Annotated in this window: 17 protein-coding genes; 8 read left to right on the top strand and 9 right to left on the bottom strand. The window is 61.8% G+C overall.

Going from position 1 to position 22150, the window contains the following annotated elements:
* Nucleotides 1-43: 43 nt before the first annotated feature.
* From K3819_RS01700 to K3819_RS01690, 3 genes are all read right to left on the bottom strand, one after another.
* Nucleotides 44-1408: a DUF3999 domain-containing protein gene (locus tag K3819_RS01700; protein ID WP_221398510.1), complete on the bottom strand. Its 1365-nt coding sequence runs from the start codon at nt 1406-1408 to the stop codon at nt 44-46.
* Entirely contained in the window at nt 1405-5001 is a 3597-nt protein-coding gene (locus K3819_RS01695; protein WP_221398509.1) for a DUF2339 domain-containing protein, read from the bottom strand. Before K3819_RS01695 ends, K3819_RS01700 begins: the two co-directional genes overlap by 4 nt.
* A 102-nt stretch (nt 5002-5103) precedes the next feature.
* Nucleotides 5104-7554 (bottom strand): glycogen/starch/alpha-glucan phosphorylase, encoded by a 2451-nt coding sequence (locus K3819_RS01690; protein WP_039764697.1) that lies wholly within the window; start codon nt 7552-7554, stop codon nt 5104-5106.
* A gap of 257 nt (nt 7555-7811) precedes the next feature.
* Here K3819_RS01690 and K3819_RS01685 point away from each other — a divergent pair, with 257 nt between their 5' ends.
* Nucleotides 7812-8249, top strand: coding sequence for a YkgJ family cysteine cluster protein (locus K3819_RS01685; RefSeq protein WP_007961740.1), 438 nt, complete (start codon nt 7812-7814; stop codon nt 8247-8249).
* Between the two features lie 217 nt (nt 8250-8466).
* Here K3819_RS01685 and typA read toward each other — a convergent pair whose 3' ends face one another.
* On the bottom strand, nt 8467-10287 hold the full coding sequence (typA, locus tag K3819_RS01680) for a translational GTPase TypA (protein ID WP_007952502.1): 1821 nt from the start codon (nt 10285-10287) through the stop codon (nt 8467-8469).
* A 139-nt stretch (nt 10288-10426) separates the two neighbouring features.
* Nucleotides 10427-11881: a tRNA uracil 4-sulfurtransferase ThiI gene (gene thiI, locus K3819_RS01675; protein WP_011332034.1), complete on the bottom strand. Its 1455-nt coding sequence runs from the start codon at nt 11879-11881 to the stop codon at nt 10427-10429.
* Between the two features lie 327 nt (nt 11882-12208).
* On the opposite strand from thiI, the gene glnA reads away from it, so the two are divergent.
* The 5 genes from glnA to ntrC all read left to right on the top strand — a co-directional run bounded on the left by glnA (nt 12209) and on the right by ntrC (nt 17699).
* Nucleotides 12209-13615, top strand: coding sequence for a glutamate--ammonia ligase (gene glnA / locus K3819_RS01670; RefSeq protein WP_011332032.1), 1407 nt, complete (start codon nt 12209-12211; stop codon nt 13613-13615).
* A 205-nt stretch (nt 13616-13820) separates the two neighbouring features.
* Nucleotides 13821-14330 (top strand): DUF4124 domain-containing protein, encoded by a 510-nt coding sequence (locus tag K3819_RS01665; RefSeq protein ID WP_221398508.1) that lies wholly within the window; start codon nt 13821-13823, stop codon nt 14328-14330.
* A complete protein-coding gene (locus K3819_RS01660) occupies nt 14327-14950 on the top strand; it encodes a DUF4124 domain-containing protein (RefSeq protein ID WP_221398507.1) in 624 nt (207 codons plus the stop codon). The genes K3819_RS01665 and K3819_RS01660 overlap by 4 nt, the downstream gene beginning before the upstream one ends.
* A 230-nt stretch (nt 14951-15180) precedes the next feature.
* Nucleotides 15181-16266 carry a nitrogen regulation protein NR(II) gene (gene glnL / locus K3819_RS01655; protein WP_007952516.1) on the top strand — a complete coding sequence of 362 codons (1086 nt, stop codon included), beginning with the start codon at nt 15181-15183 and terminating at the stop codon, nt 16264-16266.
* Nucleotides 16263-17699, top strand: coding sequence for a nitrogen regulation protein NR(I) (ntrC, locus tag K3819_RS01650; RefSeq protein ID WP_007952518.1), 1437 nt, complete (start codon nt 16263-16265; stop codon nt 17697-17699). Before glnL ends, ntrC begins: the two co-directional genes overlap by 4 nt.
* 410 nt (nt 17700-18109) lie before the next feature.
* Here the strand turns inward: ntrC and K3819_RS01645 are convergent, their stop codons facing one another.
* Entirely contained in the window at nt 18110-18550 is a 441-nt protein-coding gene (locus K3819_RS01645) for a hypothetical protein (protein WP_064592837.1), read from the bottom strand.
* Between K3819_RS01645 and K3819_RS01640 the strand changes: the two genes are divergently transcribed.
* Complete coding sequence (locus K3819_RS01640; RefSeq protein WP_007952520.1) at nt 18549-19004, top strand: tRNA (cytidine(34)-2'-O)-methyltransferase; 456 nt, start codon at nt 18549-18551, stop codon at nt 19002-19004. The two genes, K3819_RS01645 and K3819_RS01640, sit on opposite strands and share 2 nt — an antisense overlap.
* Before the next feature lie 131 nt (nt 19005-19135).
* On the opposite strand, the gene secB is transcribed toward K3819_RS01640, so the two are convergent.
* From secB to K3819_RS01625, 3 genes are read right to left on the bottom strand one after another with little or no spacing between them, the layout of a single operon-like run.
* Nucleotides 19136-19621 carry a protein-export chaperone SecB gene (gene secB / locus K3819_RS01635; RefSeq protein ID WP_007909233.1) on the bottom strand — a complete coding sequence of 162 codons (486 nt, stop codon included), beginning with the start codon at nt 19619-19621 and terminating at the stop codon, nt 19136-19138.
* Between the two features lie 57 nt (nt 19622-19678).
* On the bottom strand, nt 19679-19933 hold the full coding sequence (grxC, locus tag K3819_RS01630; RefSeq protein ID WP_007952522.1) for a glutaredoxin 3: 255 nt from the start codon (nt 19931-19933) through the stop codon (nt 19679-19681).
* Nucleotide 19934: 1 nt separating this feature from the next.
* Nucleotides 19935-20348 (bottom strand): rhodanese-like domain-containing protein, encoded by a 414-nt coding sequence (locus K3819_RS01625; RefSeq protein ID WP_007952524.1) that lies wholly within the window; start codon nt 20346-20348, stop codon nt 19935-19937.
* A 152-nt stretch (nt 20349-20500) separates the two neighbouring features.
* Between K3819_RS01625 and gpmI the strand changes: the two genes are divergently transcribed.
* Nucleotides 20501-22027 carry a 2,3-bisphosphoglycerate-independent phosphoglycerate mutase gene (gene gpmI / locus K3819_RS01620; RefSeq protein WP_064592833.1) on the top strand — a complete coding sequence of 509 codons (1527 nt, stop codon included), beginning with the start codon at nt 20501-20503 and terminating at the stop codon, nt 22025-22027.
* The last annotated feature ends 123 nt before the right edge of the window (nt 22028-22150 follow it).

Here is a 22150-nt window from a genome sequence, read left to right as displayed (position 1 = left end):
GTAGATGCAAACCCGACGGGTGTGGAGGTCACACCCGTCATATTCACGACTTGGCCGACGGCTTGCGCAGCAGACTGAAGGCCATCGCCGCCAGAAACAGCACACTGAGCAGCAACACCGCCCACAGGCCGAATTTCTTCCAGTTGATATCGGTGGTCGCAGCCGTGGTGGCCGTCGAGGTCTGAGTCGCCAGCGCTTTACCCTGCACCGTGGCCTTGCCCAGTGTGGCCAGTTTCTCCGGTTTGAAATCGGGGATCAGCGTGGTCAGCGGCAGGTTCGCCGTCTTCACGGTCGGATTGCCCAGCGCCAGGCTGTACGGTCCGTCGCCGCGCGCGAGGAAAATGACCTGAGTGGCGCGCACCGCGTATTTCAAGCTCGGCGCCTGCTCGCCGAGACCGCCACCGCGTTCGTCGACCGTCAGTTTCAACTGCTGCACGGTTTGGCCGTAGAGCTGCAATTCGTTCTGCACCACATCCTGGCCGTTCTGGGTCAGACGATAGAGCAAGCCGCTGCTCAGCGGTTGCCACGGCAGGCTGCTTTCGCGACGCCCCGACAACGTCACCGGTGCGAGGCTGTTGGCCTGTTTCAGTTCGACCTGCACCCGCTCGATGTTCAGCCCCATCGGCAACTGCCAGGTGTATTCCCCGGGCTTGCCGCTGCTGCCGGCCAGTGCCGGCGACCAGACCAATGGCAGCGGCAGGTTGCGCGGGTCGCTGCTTTTCAGTTGCGCCGACGTCAGGACCGGCGCCGAGGCCGGCGAATCCCACAGCAGACGCAGATAGCGAGCCGATTGCCCGGGCAGCGCCACTTCATGTTGCTCGACCCGTTCGTCGGCAAAGGTCAGGCGCGCGACCTGACCTTCGCCCCAGGCTTGCCAGTGCTGCAAGTCGTCGCTGGCCTCGATGCTGAAACGCTGGAAGCCGTCGCGCTCGCTGGTCCAGTCGAGGATCAGTTGCTGCAACGGCGCCTTGATCGCGCTGGCGTCGAGCAGCCAGCCGCGCAGCACTTCTTCCCCGGCTTCGAGCTGGCTGGACGGCTGCACTTCCACCAGCGTACCGGTGGTGGTGGATTGCACGCGTACGCTCGGCGCGCGCTCGGTGGCATCCGCCGAGTTGTACAGGGGGAACCACTTCACCTCATGCAACTGACCGTCGTCGCGGGTCTGCGCTGATTCCCGGGCCAGCGCATAGGCCTGCGGTTCTCCGGCGGCGTTGAACACTCGCAGATCGCTGAGATCAGTCTGGCGCGCCTGCAACTGCACGCTCAGCGGCAGTTCGAGGCGATACCACGGGCCGGAACCGCTGACCGACAACGGTACCTGCGCGGCGAAGTCCGCCGGTTTTTCCTGGGCGCCGGCCGCCATGGCCACGCCCAGCAACAGCCACCCGAGATTAAGCTTGCGACTCAAGACGACACTCCTTCGGTTTCCGGGGCCGGTTGGTCCGACACCGGTGCAGCTTCAACGCGTTTGGGCGGCAGCGGCGCAAAATAACCCACCACCAGCAACAACACACCAACGCCGATGAACGAGACAATCCGGGCCAGTCCGCCACGGTTGCTCAATTCGACAAAAATCAGTTTGGCCACCACCAGCGCAATCAGCGCCGCGCCGATCAGCCACACTTCGCGGCGATGGCGCAGGTGCCCGCCGATCATCAGCCCGAGCGCCATCAGCGTCCAGACGATGGACAAGCCGGCCTGCACCAGCATCGAGTCGAGCAACAGATCCAGCTCGAACGGAATGCCCGCCCAATGGTGCGCGGCGCGGGTCACCAGCGCGGTGCAGAACGCGAACAGGGAAACGCCAGCAATCAGTTGCGTCGCGTATGCCGCGTAATCCTGGCGGATCGACAGCTCGGCAACGGCGCTGCGCGACCAGACGTAGACACCGAACAGCGCAAACAGCAGACCCAATTCCAGCGGGTTGAGCAGCGGCACATAAGGCAGCGGCTCGGCATTGCCATCGCTGATGCCATTGGCCAGCCAGAACCAGATCAGCATCAGCACCGCCAGCGGCGCCGCCGCATACAAACGGTATTCGCGAGGGAACGCCGCCACCGGCCATGGCCACTGACGCGGCGCGGCCATCAGCAACAGATACACACTCGGCAGAATCGCCCAGCCCAGCCAGCGCCAGGCGTTGTATTGCTCGGACAACAGCAGCAGGCCGTAGCGCAACTCCAGCGCCAGCACGCCGATCAGCAGCCAGCAACCGAGCACATGGGCCGTGCTCAAGGCCCGCGCCGGCAGCATCGGTGCCAGACGTCGCAGGCTGATGAAATGCACAACGAACACCGCCGCCCACGCCAGCCAGCCGAAATCCGCCGCCGGGTGATAACGCGAATGCCACGCGGCCAGCAACACCAGCCCGGCCGCCGGAATCAGCAAGGTGCAGAGCAACCCGAGCGACGGCCATTTCAGGCGCAAGGCCAGCAGCGCCCACAACGCGGCGCTCAGCGCAGCGACCAGCAGCAACAGCGGCCCCTGCAGATTCAGCGGCGCAAACCGCAGCACTTCGCTGACCCACGCCAGCGCCCACCAACCAGCGCCCCACACCAGCAACACGTCGGACAGGCGCTGCAGACTCAGCACGTCAAACGCCGAGGCGTGATTGCCCAATTGCAGGCGCCACGCCCCGATCATCGCCGCCAGACCCAGCACCAGCGGCGTCCAGAATCCGCCATGGGCCAGCGGTCGCAGCCCCTCGCTGGACAACGGCCCCAACAACTCGGGGCCGGCGAGCAGAAACGCCGCGCCGCCGATCAGTTGCAACAGCAGACCGAAGACAAAACTCACGCGCTGCTTGAGGTACAGACTGAGCCAGATGATCAGCAAGCCACTGGCCGCCCATACCGCGCTCGCGGTCTGCCATGGCAGCACGAACAACACCGCCAGATTGATCAGCACCAGACCCGCCAGCAGCACCACCGACAACCCGCGCAGCAGACGAACATCGCTGCGCACCATCTCGTCGCGCGCCGCCAGCAGCATGCCGGCGATCAACGCCAGACCGATCAATGAGGCTCTGAACAGACCGCTCCAGCCAGCGCTGAACACCGCCGCCGAATCCTCGCCCGCCCCTTGCAGGCGCAACAGGAACAACGCCCCGCCGAGCAGTTGCACGGCAAACGCGGTGAACAGGAACGTGCGCGATTGCAGGCGCAAGCCGACGAACAAGGTCGCCAGCCCGGCCAATGCCCAACTGATCGCCGTGCCCTGAATGAAGAAGAACAGCGGCGCCAGCAAATACAGGAAGGTCAGCCCCAGGCACGCCAGCACCGGCAAGCCCTGACGCTCCCACAGCGAGGTTTGCTCCGGCGACGCCTTGCGCAATTGATAGAAGCTGAACAACAAGGCCGCGCCGAGCATCAATGCGCCCAGCGGCGCAGCGTCGAGCAGGCTGCTTTCGCCAACCCGCAACTGACTGAGAAACGCCAGCGCCGAACCCAGTTGCAGCAGCAATGCGAAAGCCCGGGCCAACGGCCGTTGCTGACGCAAACCGAGCCAGAAAATCCCCGCGCCCTCCACCGCCCAGGCCGCGGACGTCCAGCGTGCATCCAGCCCCAGCGGAATCGCCAGGCTGGCGAAAATCACCCCGAGCGCCAGGCAAGTCTCGCCCAGCAACATCGCCCGACCGCCTATCAGCATTCTGGCGAGGGCCATGTAGATCATGCCCAGCGCCAGCGCACTGAACGCGGCAGCGAATTCCAGATGCTGGACCAGCGCGAATTGCAGGCCGAAACCCACCAGCGGCGGACCGAACAGCATCGTCCCGTCGACGTAATCGCCCTTGCGCGCCGACCAGTGCAGCAGCGCCTCGCGGTCACCGTCCGCCGGGGCATCCGGCATGTCCAGCAACTTGCGCCGGGCGAACAGCAGACCGATGGCCAGGTACATCAGGAAGAACAGAAGCAGGAACGGTTCGGTGCTCCACAGCAGTTCCGGCGTGTACAAACGCAAGCCCCAGGCGAAACCGATGCCGAAGGTGCCCACGAAGCCGATCAGGTTGAGCAGGCGCCAGGCCTTGAACCAGGCGATGGCCAGAATACCGGCGTTGAGCAGCGCGAAATAACTGAACAGCGCGACGTGGTTGCCGGCCCCGGTGGAGGTCAGGATCGGCGCGGCGAAACCGCCCAGTGCGGCGACGCAGGCCAGGGCCAGGGAATCCTGGGTGATGGCCAGAATGGCCGAAAACACCGTCACCGCCACCAGCAAGCCCAGCGCGGCAGACGGATCGAGCAGCGGATGCAGACGCATCGCCGCAAACACCGTCAGGTATAGCACCGCGATCCCGGTGCCTTGGAGCATCAAGGCGTAGCTGTTGTTGCGATGGCGCAACCACCAGCCCAGCGCCAGCAAGCCCAACGCTGCTGCCGCAACTCCGGCGTAACGCAATTCGATCGGCACCACCATGCCTTCGGTGGCGTAGCGCAGCAGGAACGCCAGACCGAAGAACAACAGCACCACGCCGACACGCAGCACAGTGTTGCCCCCGAACAGCCAGTTTCGCGCAGCGCTGATACCGCGTTCGATGAGGTTCGGGCCACGGGGCTCGGCGGGTTGTCGGGGTTCAGGTTCAGGCGTAACGGCGTCCAGACGCCAGACATCGACCGGCAGCGGCTGGCTGGATTCGCTGGCGGCGACGGCAACAGGTTCGAGTTCGGGTGGCAGTTCCCAGACCAGCTCGGGTTCTGCGGCAGAGGGTTGTTCAACTACCGTGACGGGCTCAACGACCGTTGCGCTGGCCGGGGCGACACTCGGCGGCGCTGGCGAATACGCCGGAGCACCCTCCAGCAGAAACAGTCGCTGCTCGACGCCCTGCAACGCGATCTTCGCGTGATCCAGCTGACGCTGTTGCTCGGCAGCCTGTGAACCGAGCCGCGCGATACGCATCGCCTGGCCGATGGCGAGCCCCAGCAACGCGCCCAACAGCGCATCGCTGAACGACTCGTCGAGCAGCCAGCCGAGCAGCAGCCCGATCAACATGAACATCCATTGCATGGTCGATATCCCTGAGCAGCCCCGTAGCGGGGCGGAACCAAGGCTCAGTATATCGGCCCGGCCCAACAATCGTGGGGCCGGGCGCACATTTGTCGCTAAAAGTTACTCCAGTGCCTTCCAGATATCCGTAGCGTACTCGCGGATCGTCCGGTCGGAGGAGAACCAGCCCATGCGCGAAGTATTCAGCACCGCCGAACGCCACCAGTTATTGGCGTCGTGCCAGAGCGCATCGACGCGCATCTGCGCCTCCCAGTAGGAGTCGAAATCGGCGCAGACGAAGAACCGGTCGTAATCCACCAGCGAATCGATCAGCCCGGTGTAGCGCGACGTGTCGTCCGGCGAGAACACCCCGCTGCGGATCGCCTGCAACACATCATTGAGGCGATGGGACGCGGCAATGTCCGGCACCGCGCTGAACTCGTGGTTCTGCTTGCGCGCTTCGACCTGTTGAGCGCTCAGGCCAAAGATAAACATGTGCTCGGCGCCGATGCTCTCGCACATTTCCACGTTGGCGCCGTCGAGGGTGCCGATGGTCAGCGCGCCGTTGAGGCCGAACTTCATGTTGCTGGTGCCCGAGGCTTCGAAACCGGCGGTGGAGATCTGCTCCGACAGGTCCGCCGCCGGAATGATGCTCTCCGCCAGGCTGACGTTGTAGTTGGGCAGGAACACCACTTTGAGCAGGCCGCGCACGGTCGGGTCGTTGTTCACCACCCGGGCGATGTCGTTGGTCAGCTTGATGATCAGCTTGGCCTGGTGATAACTCGCCGCGGCTTTGCCGGCGAAGATTTTCACCCGCGGCACCCAGTCGATTTCCGGCTCGGCGCGGATCGCCTGATACAACGCGACGGTGTGCATCAGGTTGAGCAACTGGCGCTTGTATTCGTGGATCCGTTTGACCTGCACGTCGAACATCGCCGCCGGATTGACCGCGATCCCCAGCCGTTCATGGATCAGGTAAGCGAGGGCTTTTTTGCTGTGCAGCCGCTGCTCGGCGAAGGCTTTGCGGAAGGCGGGTTTTTCGGCGAACGGCTCAAGATCGAGCAGACGCTCTTCAGGGTTGTCCAGCACGTCGGCGCCAAGGGCATCGACCAACATCGACGTCAGTTCCGGGTTGGCCTGATACAGCCAGCGGCGGAAGGTGATGCCGTTGGTCTTGTTGTTGATCCGCTCCGGATACAGCTTGTGCAGCTCGGCAAATACGGTTTTGCGCATCAGTTGCGTGTGCAGCCCGGACACGCCGTTGACGCTGTGCGAGCCGAGGAACGCGAGGTTGCCCATGCGCACTCGGCGGCCGTTGTCTTCCTCGATCAGCGACACCGCGCGCAGCACGTCGAAATCGTGGATGCCCTTGGCCCGCAACGAATCGATGTGCTGGGCGTTGATCAGGTAAATGATCTGCATGTGCCGCGGCAGCATGCGCTCCATCAGCCCCACCGGCCAGGTCTCCAGGGCTTCGGGCAACAGCGTGTGGTTGGTGTACGACAGCGTGTCGACGGTGACTTGCCACGCCGCGTCCCAGGCCACGTCGTAGACGTCGACCAGTTGACGCATCAATTCGGCAACGGCAATCGAAGGGTGGGTGTCGTTGAGCTGGATCGCCGCGTGATCGCCGAGGGTCAGCACCGAGGTGTGCATGTTGCGATGACGGCGCAGCAAGTCCTGAAGCGACGCAGCGACGAAGAAGTATTCCTGACGCAGGCGCAGTTCCTGCCCGGCTTCAGTGCTGTCCGCCGGGTAGAGGACGCGGGAGATACTTTCGGCCCGGGCTACTTCGGCGACGGCGCCCAGGTGGTCACCGGCGTTGAAGCGCTCCAGGTGCAGGTCTTCCATCGCCCGCGCCCGCCACAGGCGCAAGGTGTTGACGCTCGCCCCGCGCCAGCCGACCACCGGGGTGTCGTAGGCAATGGCCCGGACGGTTTCCGCCGGGTGCCAGACTTGCCGGGATTTGCCGCTGGCGTCGGTGACGGTCTCGACGCTGCCGCCAAAGCCGATCGGATAGACCACCTCCGGCCGCTCGAACTCCCAGGGGTTGCCGAAATCCAGCCAGTGCTCGGTCTGCTCCTGTTGCCAGCCATCGACGATGGCCTGCCGGAACAACCCGTGCTCATAACGAATGCCGTAGCCGTGGCCGGCAATACCGAGGGTCGACATGCTTTCCATGAAGCACGCCGCCAGCCGTCCGAGACCACCGTTGCCCAGCGCCGCATCCGGCTCCAGGATGCGGATGCGCTCGAGATCGACGCCCAGTTCGGTCAAGGCTTCACGGGCAACATCCAGCAGACCGAGGTTGCTCAGACTGTCGTACAGCAAACGGCCGATGAGAAATTCCAGCGAGAGGTAATACACCCGCTTCTGGCCTTTGCGGTAAATCTGCCGGGTGTGGTCCATCCAGTGCTCGACCATGTGATCGCGCGCCGCCAGGGCGATGGCTTCGAACCAGTCATGGTCGAAGGCGTGATCCGGGTCTTTGCCCACCGCATAGGTGAGTTTGGTCAGGACGGCGTCGCGGAATGCGGCCACCTCTGCTTCGCGAACTAGTGGTTCTTGAGTCATCGATAGGACCTCGAGCGAGCGGGGAGTTGTCAGAGCCTAGACGGTCTGACCGACGGTAAGGGCTCTGGTTCGGCAGTTTTTACCGAGAGTGTGAGATCGACCGGCATTACTTTGTTATATGCCTCAATGAATGCAGGGGCCGTGCCGAATTGTCGCCCCTGCAAACGCGCGAAGAAAAAATCTGGCGAAAGGTTGTTCAAAATTCCACCCGTCCCGGTATGATCGCGCGCCCTGATGCACACGCCTGGTAAACACCGATGATGAAGCCCAACCTGATCGCCGCAGCCGAGATCGACCGTCTCGATACCTGGGCCAAATATTCGGCCCCGATGTGCGGCTCGTGCGTTTCCAGCTGCTGCACGCTGCCGGTCGAGGTCAAGATCAAGGACCTGGTGCGCATCGGCGTGGTCGACGAGTTCGAACTGGGCGACCCGCCGAAGAACATCGCCAAGCGCCTGCAAAAGGAAGGTCTGGTCGAGCGCTTCAACCAGAAGTCGGGGATTTTCACCCTGCAGCGCATGAGCAACAACGATTGCTACTACCTGGATCGTAAGAGCCGCCTGTGCACCATTTATGACAAGCGCCCGGACACTTGCCGCAACCACCCGAAGATCGGCCCGCGCCCGGGTTATTGCGCGTACAAGCCGAAGGAAGTGGAACGGGTGCAGAACTCCCGTTCGATCGAGAAATTCTGATCTGCCCTGAGATGTTCGGCGGCTGATCGGCCGCCTTCGCTGGCAAGCCAGCTCCCACAGGTTTTTTTGCTGTACACAAACTTTAGGTACGACTCAAAACACTGTGGGAGCGGGCTTGCCCGCGATAGCGACGGAACAGACACTGCATAAATCCCGGACAAACAAAAACGCCCCCGGTCTCTCGACCGGGGGCGTTTTTTTCAGCCTTGGCTAAATCTTATGCCTTGGCTTTCTTGGCAGCGCGGGTACGCTCGCTTTCGTCCAGGATCTTCTTGCGAAGACGGATGGATTTAGGAGTGACTTCGCACAGCTCGTCTTCCTGGATGTATTCCAGAGCCTGCTCCAGGGTGAAGCGAACAGGTGGGACCAGAGCGATGGTTTCGTCTTTACCCGAAGCACGCATGTTGTCGAGCTTCTTGCCTTTGGTCGGGTTCACACCCAGGTCGTTGTCGCGGGAGTTCTGACCAACGATCTGACCGTTGTAGATCTCCTGGCCGTGTTCTACGAACAGCTTGCCACGAGCCTGCAGGGTTTCCAGGGAGTAGGTCAGCGCCTTGCCGGTTTCAACCGAAACCAGAACGCCGTTCTGACGGCCGGACATGTGGCCCGACTTCACTGGAGCATAACGGTCGAAGATCGAGGTCAGGATGCCAGCACCGTTGGTCAGGGTCAGGAACTGGTTACGGAAACCGATCAGACCGCGAGCAGGGATGTTGTATTCCAGACGAACACGGCCCTTGCCATCCGGCACCATGTTGCTCAGGTCGCCTTTACGCAGACCCATCTCTTCCATGACCTTGCCCTGGGATTCTTCAGGGATGTCGATGGTCACGTTTTCGAACGGTTCCTGCTTCACGCCGTCAACTTCACGGATGATCACTTCAGGACGGCCCAGGGCCAGCTCGAAGCCTTCGCGACGCATGGTTTCGATCAGTACCGAGAGGTGCAGCTCACCACGGCCGGAAACCTTGAACTTGTCAGCCGAGTCGCCTTCTTCAACGCGCAGTGCAACGTTGTACAGCAGCTCTTTGTCCAGACGATCCTTGATGTTACGGGAGGTCACGAACTTGCCTTCTTTACCGCAGAATGGCGAGTCGTTTACCTGGAAGGTCATGGAAACGGTTGGCTCGTCAACGGTCAGTGGCTTCATCGCCTCGACGTTGTTGATGTCGCACAGGGTGTCGGAGATGAACAGCTCGTCGAAACCGCTGATGCAGACGATGTCGCCGGCCGCTGCTTCTTCAACGTCAACGCGGTGCAGACCGTGGTGACCCATCAGCTTCAGGATACGACCGTTGCGGCGCTTGCCGTCGGCGCTGATAGCGACAACCGGAGTGTTCGGCTTGACGCGACCACGAGCGATACGGCCAACACCGATAACACCCAGGAAGCTGTTGTAGTCCAGAGCGGAGATCTGCATCTGGAACGGACCGTCACGGTCAACAGCCGGAGGCGGAACGTGGTCGACTACCGCCTGGTACAGCGCGGTCATGTCTTCGCCCATGGCGGTGTGGTCCAGACCGGCGATGCCGTTCAGGGCCGAAGCGTAAACAACCTGGAAGTCCAGTTGTTCTTCGGTGGCGCCCAGGTTGTCGAACAGATCGAAGATCTGGTCCAGAACCCAGTCAGGACGCGCGCCCGGACGGTCAACCTTGTTGATGACCACGATCGGACGCAGGCCGGCTTCGAAAGCCTTCTTGGTCACGAAACGGGTTTGCGGCATAGGGCCGTCCTGGGCGTCGACCAGCAGCAGCACGGAGTCAACCATGGACATAACGCGCTCAACTTCGCCGCCGAAGTCGGCGTGGCCCGGGGTGTCCACGATGTTGATGTGGTAGCCGTTCCAGTTGATGGCGGTGTTTTTCGCCAGAATGGTAATGCCGCGCTCTTTTTCCTGGTCGTTGGAGTCCATCACGCGCTCGTCGTTGAGCTCGTTGCGCTCCAGGGTGCCGGATTGACGCAGGAGTTTGTCTACCAGGGTGGTCTTACCATGGTCAACGTGGGCAATGATGGCGATGTTGCGTAGATTTTCGATCACTTGTGTATCTCGATCAGAGGATTCGGTTTGCTGACAAGTCTTGGCAGCGATTGACAGTAGTGTCCGGCATGGCCGTTACAGCTTGACGGCGGTGTCGGGGGGCCGGTGACGCAGGCCACAGGCAAACAGCCCCGGGCACTTAGCTCGGTCGATAAACGCGCACATTGGCATGCCCCTCACTGAGCAAATGGTGGGCATGCAGGCGACTCATCACGCCTTTGTCGCAATACAGCAGGTACTGGCGAGTAGGGTCCAGTTCCTTGAAACGAGCGTTCACTGCGTAGAACGGCATCGTCTGTACCTCTATGCCGGCGAGCTCCAGCGGGTCATCCTCGGCGGCATCCGGGTGGCGGATGTCGATGACGATCTGACCGGCCAGCGCTTCGCTGACTTCTTCGATCTGCAAATCCTGGCCCAATTCGTCGATCACCCGATCGATCGGCACCAGTCTGGCGTTTGCGAGCGCACGCTCAAGCACCGCCATGTCGAATTCCTGCTCTTCGTGCTCGACCCGGCCACGCTTGGCGGCGGTCTTCGGGTTGACCGAGATGACGCCGCAGTATTCCGGCATGTGCCGGGCGAAATCACCGGTACCGATCTGGTCGGCCGTGTCGATGATGTCCTGCTTGTGGGCGACGATCAGCGGCCGCAGGACCAGTTTGTCGGTGACGCAATCGATGACCGACAGGTTCGGCAGCGTCTGGCTCGACACCTGGGAAATCGCTTCGCCGGTGACCAGCGCATCGATGTGCAGGCGTTCGGCAATGCTCGACGCTGCACGCAACATCATACGCTTCAATACGACGCCCATATGACTGTCGTCGACCTTGCCGAGAATTTCGCCCAAGACTTCTTCGAACGGAACACTGACAAATAGCACGCGTTGCGAGCTGCCGTACTTCTTCCAGATGAAATGCGCGACTTCCATCACGCCCAATTCGTGGGCACGGCCGCCCAGATTGAAGAAGCAGAAGTGCGTCATCAGGCCGCGACGAAGGATCTGGTACGCGGCCACCGTCGAGTCAAAGCCGCCGGACATCAATACCAGCGTCTGCTCCAGCGCACCGAGCGGGTAGCCGCCGATGCCATTGTGCTGGCTGTGAATCACGAACAACCGTTTGTCGCGAACTTCGATGCGGACTTCGATTTCCGGCTGTTTCAGGTCGATTCCGGCAGCGCCGCACTCACGGCGCAGCTTGCTGCCGACGTATTTTTCGACGTCCATCGAGCTGAACGCATGCTTGCCCGCACGCTTGCAGCGCACCGAAAAGATCTTCCCGGCCAATGCATCGCCGTAGTGCTGCTTGCACTTTTCGGTGATGTCGTCGAAGTCGCCCAGCGGGTACTCGTCGATCTGCAGAAAGTGCGCAATGCCCGGCATGCAGGTCAGGCGCTCGCCCATCTCTTTCAGGGCCTTGGGGTCAGTGACGCGGGTTTCCAGCTCGAGGTTGTCCCACACACCGTTCACCACCACGGCCGGGTCCAGGTCGCGGAGCACGGTGCGGATGTTCTTGGCCAGCTGGCGGATGAATTTCGTCCGGACAGGTCGGCTTTTGATGGTGATCTCGGGGAAGACTTTTACGATTAGTTTCATGAAAACAGCGCGCGCAGGGCCAGCCGAAAAAGGGGGGCGCGGATTATAGCGGAAATTGCTCAAGGTTTAACCAGTTAATGTGCAGAAGGTTTTGCACGCACCAAAACGGATCATTTTTCGATTTGAGCGCTACATTAAAGGGCGAGATTTTCGTCTTTAAGGCGCTTTCGACCTTTAGAAGCGTGAATTTGGGGCAAAAAACCCATGCTGGGGCACTGGCATGCAATTTGCTCCCTTGTGAGGCAGGTTGCCTTGGCAGAGTATTCGCGCCGGCATCACCACTATTAAGGGCATCCACTACCCGCCCTAATTCACCCGGAGGACACTATGTCGAAGTCGGTTCAACTCATCAAAGATCATGACGTCAAGTGGATTGATCTGCGCTTCACGGACACCAAAGGCACTCAGCACCACGTGACCATGCCGGCTCGCGATGCGCTGGAAGACGACTTCTTCGAAGTTGGCAAGATGTTCGACGGTTCCTCCATCGCTGGCTGGAAAGGCATCGAAGCCTCCGACATGATCCTGCTGCCGGACGACGAAACCGCCGTTCTGGACCCGTTCACCGAAGAGCCGACCCTGATCCTGGTCTGCGACATCATCGAACCTTCGACCATGCAAGGTTACGATCGCGACCCGCGCGCCATCGCCCGCCGCGCCGAGGAATACCTGAAGACCACCGGTATCGGTGACACCGTATTCGCCGGTCCAGAGCCAGAGTTCTTCATCTTCGACGAAGTGAAGTTCAAGTCCGACATCTCCGGTTCGATGTTCAAGATCTACTCCGAGCAAGGCTCGTGGATGTCCGACCAGGACGTGGAAGGCGGCAACAAAGGCCACCGTCCAGGCGTGAAAGGCGGCTACTTCCCGGTTCCGCCGTTCGACCACGACCACGAAATCCGCACCTCCATGTGCAACGCACTGGAAGAAATGGGCCTGACCGTTGAAGTTCACCACCACGAAGTGGCAACTGCCGGCCAGAACGAAATCGGCGTCAAGTTCAACACCCTGGTGAAGAAAGCCGACGAAACCCAGACCCTGAAATACGTTGTGCACAACGTTGCCGACGCTTACGGCCGCACCGCGACCTTCATGCCGAAGCCGCTGTACGGCGACAACGGTTCGGGCATGCACGTTCACATGTCCATCTCCAAAGATGGCAAGAACACCTTCGCGGGTGAAGGTTATGCCGGCCTGTCCGACACCGCCCTGTACTTCATCGGCGGCATCATCAAGCACGGTAAGGCCCTGAACGGCTTCACCAACCCGGCCACCAACTCCTACAAGCGTCTGGTGCCAGGCTTCGAAGCTCCAGTGATGCTGGCCTACTCGGCTCGCAACCGTTCCGCCTCGATCCGTATTCCTTACGTCAACAGCCCTAAAGGCCGTCGTATCGAAGCCCGCTTCCCGGATCCGGCTGCCAACCCTTACCTGGCCTTCGCAGCGCTGCTGATGGCCGGTCTGGACGGCATCCAGAACAAGATCCACCCAGGCGATGCTGCCGACAAGAACCTGTACGACCTGCCGCCTGAAGAGGCGAAAGAGATCCCGCAAGTTTGCGGCAGCCTGAAAGAAGCTCTGGAAGAGCTGGACAAGGGCCGTGCGTTCCTGACCAAGGGCGGCGTGTTCTCCGACGACTTCATCGACGCTTACATCGCGCTGAAATCCGAAGAAGAAATCAAGGTCCGCACCTTCGTACACCCACTGGAATATGAGCTGTACTACAGCTGCTGATCCGGTAGCGCCGCGCCACGCGGCGTGACAAAAGAGAGGCCTCCTTCGGGAGGCCTTTTTTATTGGCCGGAATTTGTTGGCGATGCACCACCCTGTGGGAGCGGGCTTGTGGTGCTTGAATACATTTCTGGATGTGCAGCGAGTTGGGCCAACCGCGGCGACTGGCCTATGCTGCAACCCATCGTTTTCGTTTCCGGTCGATTTCATGGGTCGCACCCTTCTCTGTATTTTTCTGCTGATCGCCCTGCCCGCCGCCGCGCAGATCTACAAGTACACCGACGCCAGCGGCAACAGGGTGTACAGCGATCACGCGCCGGACGGCGTGCAGGCGCAGCCGGTGGAGTTGCCGCCACTCAACAGCGTCCAGCCCCAGGCACCGAGCCCGCCCTCTTCAGTCACCCCCAGTCCGGCGCCAGCACGCAATGCCTACGAAGCGCTGGAGCTGACCGGCCTGCCCACCGAAGAAGCCCTGCGCGCCAACAACGGCACCTTCACGGTCAGCGTGCTGATCAAGCCGCGCCTGCAACCGCCGCATCAATTGCGTCTGCTGCTGGATGATGCGCCTTATGGCCAGCCGAGCAATGTACCGATCCTGCAACTGGTGAACGTTGACCGGGGCGAGCATCGGCTCGCGGTGCAGGTAATCAATGGCGAGGCGATCATTCAGCAGAGTCCGGCGGTGGTGTTCACCGTGCAGCGGGTGCACAGGCCATGATGCGAGGATTGATTGCCTTGTGCCTGTCGCTGATCGCGTTTGGCGCATCGGCCGAGGTGTTCACTTACGTCGACGCACAGGGCAATCGGGTCTACACCGATCAACCACGGGGCAACGCCAAGCGTGTGCCGCTGGCCACCAGCAATCGCATGGCCTCGAACCCGACCGCCGCTGCACCGGTCACGCCGTCGAAGCAATCAGGGGAGCCGACGCTGTTTCGCTACGACATGCTGCGGGTGCTGATCCCCGAGCCGGACGCGACCATTCGCAGCAGCGCCGGCGAACTGATCGTCAGCGTCACCAGCGAGCCAGGCCTGCAAAAAGGTCATCGGTATCGCCTGCTGCTGGATGGCCAGGCCGTCGGCGAACCCGGCCCAAGCCCGGTGTTCCCGCTGAGCAACATCGATCGTGGCAGCCACAAACTGTCGGTGGAGATCCTCGATGCTCAGGGTCGAACGGTGGAGAAAACCGCCAACCAGCCGTTCCACATGCAGCGCATTTCCCTGGCACAGAAGCGTCAGGTCAAACCCTGCGTCAGCGCCGACTACGGCGTGCGCCCGGAATGCCCGCTGAAAGACAAACCCGCCGAACCGAAAAATCCTTTCCTGCGTTTCTTCTGACGCCGTTCAGCTTTGCGCACTATATTGGTGCAATACATTGCACCGTACTCACATTCCAACCCATTTTGGTTCGAAAGTACCCGCCAGAGCGGTTTGACTGCCACGCAAACGAGCGTCAAACGCCCGTTTCAGGGGTTGAACGCTTCTTTTCGGAGCCTTGGTTTGGTTTTTGCATTTTCCTCGCATCAGCGCTGTATCCCTGCGCGCGCCATGCTCCAAAAGAGGTCCTCATGACCATCAGTGACGCACTGCATCGCTTGCTACTCGACAACCTGACCACCGCCACCATCCTGCTCGATAGCGAATTGCGCCTCGAGTACATGAACCCGGCGGCGGAGATGCTGCTGGCCATCAGCGGCCAGCGCAGCCATGGGCAGTTCATCAGCGAGCTGTTCACCGAGTCCACCGAGGCGCTCAACTCGTTGCGTCAGGCGGTGGAGCAGGCGCACCCGTTCACCAAGCGCGAAGCGATGCTCACTGCCCTCACCGGCCAGACCCTGACCGTGGATTACGCGGTGACGCCGATCCTCAGCAACGGCGCGACCCTGCTCCTGCTGGAGGTCCATCCCCGTGACCGCCTGTTGCGCATCACCAAGGAAGAGGCGCAACTGTCGAAACAGGAAACCAGCAAGATGCTGGTGCGCGGCCTGGCCCACGAGATCAAGAACCCGCTCGGCGGCATTCGTGGCGCCGCGCAACTGCTGGCCCGGGAACTGCCGGAAGACAGCCTGCGCGACTACACCAACGTGATCATCGAAGAGGCCGACCGCCTGCGCAATCTGGTCGACCGCATGCTCGGTTCGAACAAACTGCCGTCGCTGGCCCTGTGCAACGTCCACGAAGTGCTGGAGCGGGTCTGCCAACTGGTCGAGGCCGAAAGCCAGGGCTGCATCACGCTGGTGCGCGATTACGACCCGAGCATCCCCGATGTCCTGATCGACCGCGAACAAATGATTCAGGCGGTGCTGAACATCGTGCGCAACGCGATGCAGGCCATCAGCAGCCAGAACGAGCTGCGCCTGGGCCGCATCAGCCTGCGCACCCGCGCCATGCGCCAGTTCACCATCGGCCACGTCCGTCATCGCCTGGTGACCAAGATCGAGATCATCGACAACGGTCCGGGCATTCCGGCGGAACTGCAGGAAACCATCTTCTTTCCCATGGTCAGCGGCCGTCCGGACGGTACCGGGCTCGGCCTGGCCATCACCCAGAACATCATCAGCCAGCACCAGGGCCTGATCGAGTGTGACAGCCATCCAGGCCACACCACGTTCTCGATCTTTCTGCCACTGGAACAAGGAGCCACATCGACATGAGCCGTAGTGAAACCGTGTGGATCGTCGATGACGACCGTTCTATCCGTTGGGTTCTGGAAAAAGCCCTGCAACAGGAAGGCATGACCACCCAGAGCTTCGACAGCGCCGATGGCGTGATGAGCCGCCTCGCGCGCCAGCAGCCGGACGTGATCATCTCCGACATCCGCATGCCCGGCGCCAGTGGCCTGGACCTGCTGGCACGGATCCGCGAGCAGCACCCGCGGTTGCCGGTGATCATCATGACCGCTCATTCCGATCTGGACAGCGCTGTCGCCTCCTATCAGGGTGGCGCGTTCGAATACCTGCCCAAGCCGTTCGATGTCGACGAAGCCGTGTCGCTGGTCAAACGTGCCAATCAGCACGCCCAGGAGCAGCAAGGCCTGGAAGTCGCCCCGACCCTGACTCGCACCCCGGAAATCATCGGCGAAGCGCCGGCGATGCAGGAAGTGTTTCGCGCCATCGGGCGCTTGAGCCACTCCAACATCACCGTGCTGATCAACGGCGAATCCGGCACCGGCAAAGAACTGGTGGCTCACGCCCTGCACCGCCACAGCCCGCGCGCGGCCTCGCCGTTCATCGCGCTCAACATGGCGGCGATCCCAAAAGACCTGATGGAATCCGAACTGTTCGGCCACGAAAAAGGCGCGTTCACCGGTGCGGCCAACCTGCGTCGCGGCCGCTTCGAACAGGCCGACGGCGGCACGCTGTTCCTCGATGAAATCGGCGACATGCCGGCGGACACCCAGACTCGCCTGCTACGGGTACTGGCCGATGGCGAGTTCTATCGCGTTGGCGGGCACGTGCCGGTCAAAGTCGATGTGCGGATCATCGCGGCGACCCACCAGAATCTGGAAACCCTGGTTCACGCCGGGAAATTCCGTGAGGACTTGTTCCACCGCCTCAACGTGATCCGCATCCACATCCCGCGCCTGTCGGACCGTCGCGAAGACATCCCGACCCTGGCCAAGCACTTCCTCAGCCGCGCCGCGCAAGAACTGGCGGTGGAGCCGAAGCTGCTGAAAAGCGAGACCGAGGAATACCTGAAGAACCTGCCGTGGCCTGGCAACGTGCGCCAGCTGGAAAACACCTGCCGCTGGATCACCGTGATGGCGTCCGGGCGCGAGGTGCACATCAGCGACCTGCCGCCGGAACTGCTGAGCCTGCCGCAGGACTCGGCGCCAGTGACCAACTGGGAACAGGCGCTGCGCCAATGGGCCGATCAGGCCCTGGCACGCGGGCAGTCGAGCCTGCTCGACAGCGCGGTGCCGGCGTTCGAGCGAATCATGATCGAAACGGCTCTGAAGCACACCGCCGGGCGTCGTCGCGACGCTGCCGTGCTGCTGGGCTGGGGCCGGAACACCCTGACCCGCAAGATCAAGGAGCTCGGCATGAAGGTCGATGGCGGGGATGACGATGAGGGCGATGAAGGCTGAGACTCAGCGCCAGCCTGCACCGCCGCAAGGCACCGTGACCCTTAATCGGGCACGGTCATTGGCCCAGGCTTGCACTGTAAACAGCTGAAAATCCTATCCTGTGAAAAGACGAAGGCCCCGTATTACGGGGCCTTCGTCGTCATGTCGGGCTTTTTTGTTTCAAAACGAGAAAAACTGGCACGCCCCCTGCAATAACTCTATCAGGTGATTCGATTCACCCACCCTTTCGGGGGCCTTGGTACAGGCAGGCCGGGGATTCCCCTCTTTACACCGGACTCATCGAGTCCACCCTTTTGGGGCCCTTGATACAGGCAGGTCAGGGGTTCCTTCTTTACACCGGCTCAGAACGCGATGCGATGAGCCCGCCCGTTTCGGGAACCTTGGTACAGGCAGGCCGGGGATTCCCTCTTTTATTGCTCCCGGAGATGGATCTCCAGCCGCCAGCGGTCATCGACCGCCTGGCCGGCCCAATCGCCCTGCAGCGGCCGCGCCGCCACCAGCGTCAGCAACAATCCCCCGTCACTCAACCGCGTCCGCCAGTTCACGTCCTTGCCGTTGAACTTGAGCTGGCCTTTCTGCGCCTGGCCTTCGGCCTCGAACAACAGCGCAACGCTGCCATCGACGATCTCGCCATGCAGCTTCGGCTCGTTGTTGAACCAGACCGCCAGCCCGCCATCGATCACCTCGACCTGCTGCAAAACGGTCGGGTCAGGCGTGGTCAAACGGCCGATCATCATCCCGACCATCACACCGACGATCGCCAGTGAGGCCATCACCCGCGGGAATAGTTTCGAACGCGGATCCGCTTGCGGCGTAGAATGCGCGTCATCTTTACCTTCGGAGCCGTGCATGTTTCACGTCATCCTTTTTCAACCGGAAATTCCGCCGAACACCGGCAACGTTATCAGGCTGTGCGCCAACAGCGGCTGCCACCTGCATTTGATCGAACCGCTGGGTTTCGAGATGGACGACAAGCGCTTGCGCCGCGCCGGTCTCGACTACCACGAGTATGCCACCTTGCAGCGCCATGCCGACCTCGCCAGTTGCCTGGAAAGCCTCGGTCATCCACGGCTGTTCGCCTTCACCACCAAGGGTTCGCGGCCGTTTCACGATGCCGCGTTCGTCCCCGGCGATGCATTCATCTTCGGCCCGGAAAGCCGTGGCCTGCCGCCGGAAGTGCTCGACGCCCTGCCCGGCGAACAGCGCCTGCGCCTGCCGATGCGCGAAGGCTGCCGCAGCCTGAACCTGTCCAACACCGTGGCAGTGGCCGTGTACGAAGCGTGGCGGCAGAACGACTTCAAATAACACCGCATAACAAATGTGGGAGCGGGCTTGCTCGCGAAGGGGCCGCATCAGATGACATTTATGCCACCTGACACACCGCTTTCGCGAGCAAGCCCGCTCCCACATTGGACTTGCGTCAACGCTCAGATCATTTACTGAACGGTCGGGGTCTCGCCGGATTCCTGCATGCGCTGCAGCTCTTGCGCGTACAGGGCGTCGAAGTTCACCGGGGCCAGCATCAGGGCCGGGAACGAACCGCGGGTCACCAGGCTGTCCAGGGTTTCGCGCGCGTACGGGAACAGGATGTTCGGGCAGAACGCACCCAGGGTGTGGCTCATGGAAGCCGCGTCCAGGTTTTTGATCAGGAAGATGCCGGCCTGTTGCACTTCAGCGATGAAGGCCACTTCTTCACCGTTTTTCACGGTGACGGACAGGGTCAGCACGACTTCGTAGAAATCACCTTCCAGGGCTTTCTGGCGGGTGTTCAGATCCAGAGCGACCGCCGGGTCCCACTGCTGGCGGAAGATCGCAGGGCTTTTCGGGGCTTCGAAGGACAGGTCGCGTACGTAGATGCGCTGCAAGGAGAATTGCGGTGCGGTTTCTTCTTCGCTGGCTGCAGTGTTCTGTTGGTCAGTCATCTCAGATCCTTTCTGATCTTGGGTCTTTTAGGGTTCTTGGTTTGCAGGTGCAGCAGTTCAGGCCTTGAGCAGCGCGTCGAGCTTGCCGGCGCGCTCCAGGGCATACAAATCATCACATCCGCCGACGTGGGTGTCGCCGATCCAGATCTGCGGCACGGACGTGCGTCCGGCCTTCTGGGCCATGGCGGCGCGCACCTGCGGCTTGCCATCGACCTTGATCTCTTCGAAGGCCACGCCTTTGTTCGCGAGCAGGTACTTGGCGCGCGAGCAGTAAGGGCAGTAATCGCTGGAGTAGACGATGACGTCGCTCATGTCACTTCACCAACGGCAGGTTGTCGCCTTTCCAGCTGGAAATCCCGCCGGACAGCTTGGCGGCGGTGAAGCCGGCCTTCATCAGCTCGCGGGCGTGGGTGCCGGCGGTCTGGCCCAGGGCGTCGACCAGAATGATGGTCTTGGCCTTGTGTTTTTCCAGCTCGCCGATGCGGGCGGCCAGTTTGTCCTGGGGAATGTTCACCGCGCCAACGATGTGACCGGCGGCGTAGTCCTTGCTCGGACGGATATCCACCACCACGCCGGCTTCCTTGTTGACCAGTGCGGTCAGCTCGCCCGTGCTCAGGCTTTTACCGCCGCCCTGCACCGTATGCGCCAGCAGCAAAGCCAGCAGTACGACGAAGATACCGACAAGAATGTAGTGGTTAGTGGCAAATTCAATCAGGTGAGCAACCATCGAAGGAGGTTCCAGGGCGTTAAAATGTCGGCCAGTATACACAGCCACTATGGTCGGCCAAACCCCGTCCGGCGGTGACGCCGCCGGAACTTCGCTTTAAACTCCAACTCCCTTTTCCATCGCCCTCTTCTTATTAGCCACGAGTGGATTCCATGACTACCACGCCTAAACCTTTGGTCCTGATGATTCTCGACGGCTTCGGTCACAGCGACAGCCCCGAATCCAACGCCGTCTATGCGGCCAAAAAGCCTGTGCTGGATCGCCTGTGGGCCACCGTGCCGAATGGCTTGATCTCGGGCAGCGGCATGGACGTCGGTCTGCCGGACGGCCAGATGGGCAACTCTGAAGTCGGCCACATGAACCTCGGCGCCGGCCGCGTGGTGTATCAGGACTTCACCCGTGTGACCAAAGCGATCCGCGACGGCGAGTTCTTCGAGAACCCGACCATCTGCGCCGCCGTGGACAAGGCCGTGGCTGCCGGCAAGGCCGTGCACTTCATGGGCCTGCTGTCGGATGGCGGCGTTCACAGCCACCAGGATCACCTGATCGCCATGGCCGAACTGGCCTTCAAGCGCGGCGCCGAAAAGATCTACCTGCACGCCTTCCTCGACGGCCGTGACACGCCGCCGAAAAGCGCCGCCTCGTCGATCGAACTGCTCGACGCGACCTTCCAGGCCCTCGGCAAGGGCCGCATCGCCAGCCTGATCGGCCGCTACTACGCCATGGACCGCGACAACCGCTGGGATCGCGTGGCCCAGGCCTACAATCTGATCGTTGACGGCAAGGGCGAATTCAACGCCGCCACCGCCCAGGAAGGGCTGGAAGCCGCTTACGCCCGTGGCGAGAGCGACGAATTCGTCAAGGCCACCAGCATCGGTGAGCCGGTGAAAGTCGAAGACGGCGATGCCGTGGTGTTCATGAACTTCCGCGCCGACCGCGCCCGCGAGCTGAGCCGCGTGTTTGTCGAAGACGGTTTCAAGGAATTCGAGCGCGCACGCCAGCCAAAAGTGCAGTACGTGGGCCTGACCCAGTACGCCGCCAGCATCCCGGCACCCGCAGCCTTTGCCCCCGGCAGCCTGGAAAACGTGCTCGGCGACTATCTGGCGAAAAACGGCAAGACCCAGCTGCGCATCGCCGAAACCGAGAAGTACGCCCACGTGACCTTCTTCTTCTCCGGCGGCCGCGAAGAACCGTTCCCGGGCGAAGAACGCATCCTGATCCCGTCGCCGAAAGTCGCTACCTACGACTTGCAGCCGGAAATGAGCGCGCCGGAAGTCACTGATCGCATCGTCGAGGCCATCGAGAACCAGCGCTACGACGTGATCGTGGTCAACTACGCCAACGGCGACATGGTCGGCCACAGCGGCGTGTTCGAAGCCGCAGTGAAAGCCGTGGAATGCCTGGACACCTGCGTCGGCCGCATCGTCGAAGCCCTGGAAAAAGTCGGCGGCGAAGCGCTGATCACCGCCGACCACGGCAACGTCGAGCAGATGGCCGACGAATCCACCGGCCAGGCGCACACCGCGCACACCACCGAACCGGTGCCGTTCATCTATGTCGGCAAGCGTGACCTGAAAGTCCGCGAAGGCGGCGTGCTGGCGGACGTGGCGCCGACCATGCTGAAACTGCTGGGCCTGGAAAAACCGGCGGAAATGACTGGCACTTCGATTCTGGTCTGATATCAAAAACGCCCTGTAATCAGCCTGAAACGGCTTTTTATGACGAACGCCTCAAAGCAGTTGGCTTTGAGGCGTTTTTTTTGCCGCGTCGGGCGGGCATACTAGGCCGTCCCTTACCCTGGT

The organism is Pseudomonas sp. 3-2 (genome assembly GCF_019710535.1).
GTDB classification, from domain to species: domain Bacteria; phylum Pseudomonadota; class Gammaproteobacteria; order Pseudomonadales; family Pseudomonadaceae; genus Aquipseudomonas; species Aquipseudomonas pharyngis.
This window is presented reverse-complemented; position numbering and strand designations above follow the sequence as displayed.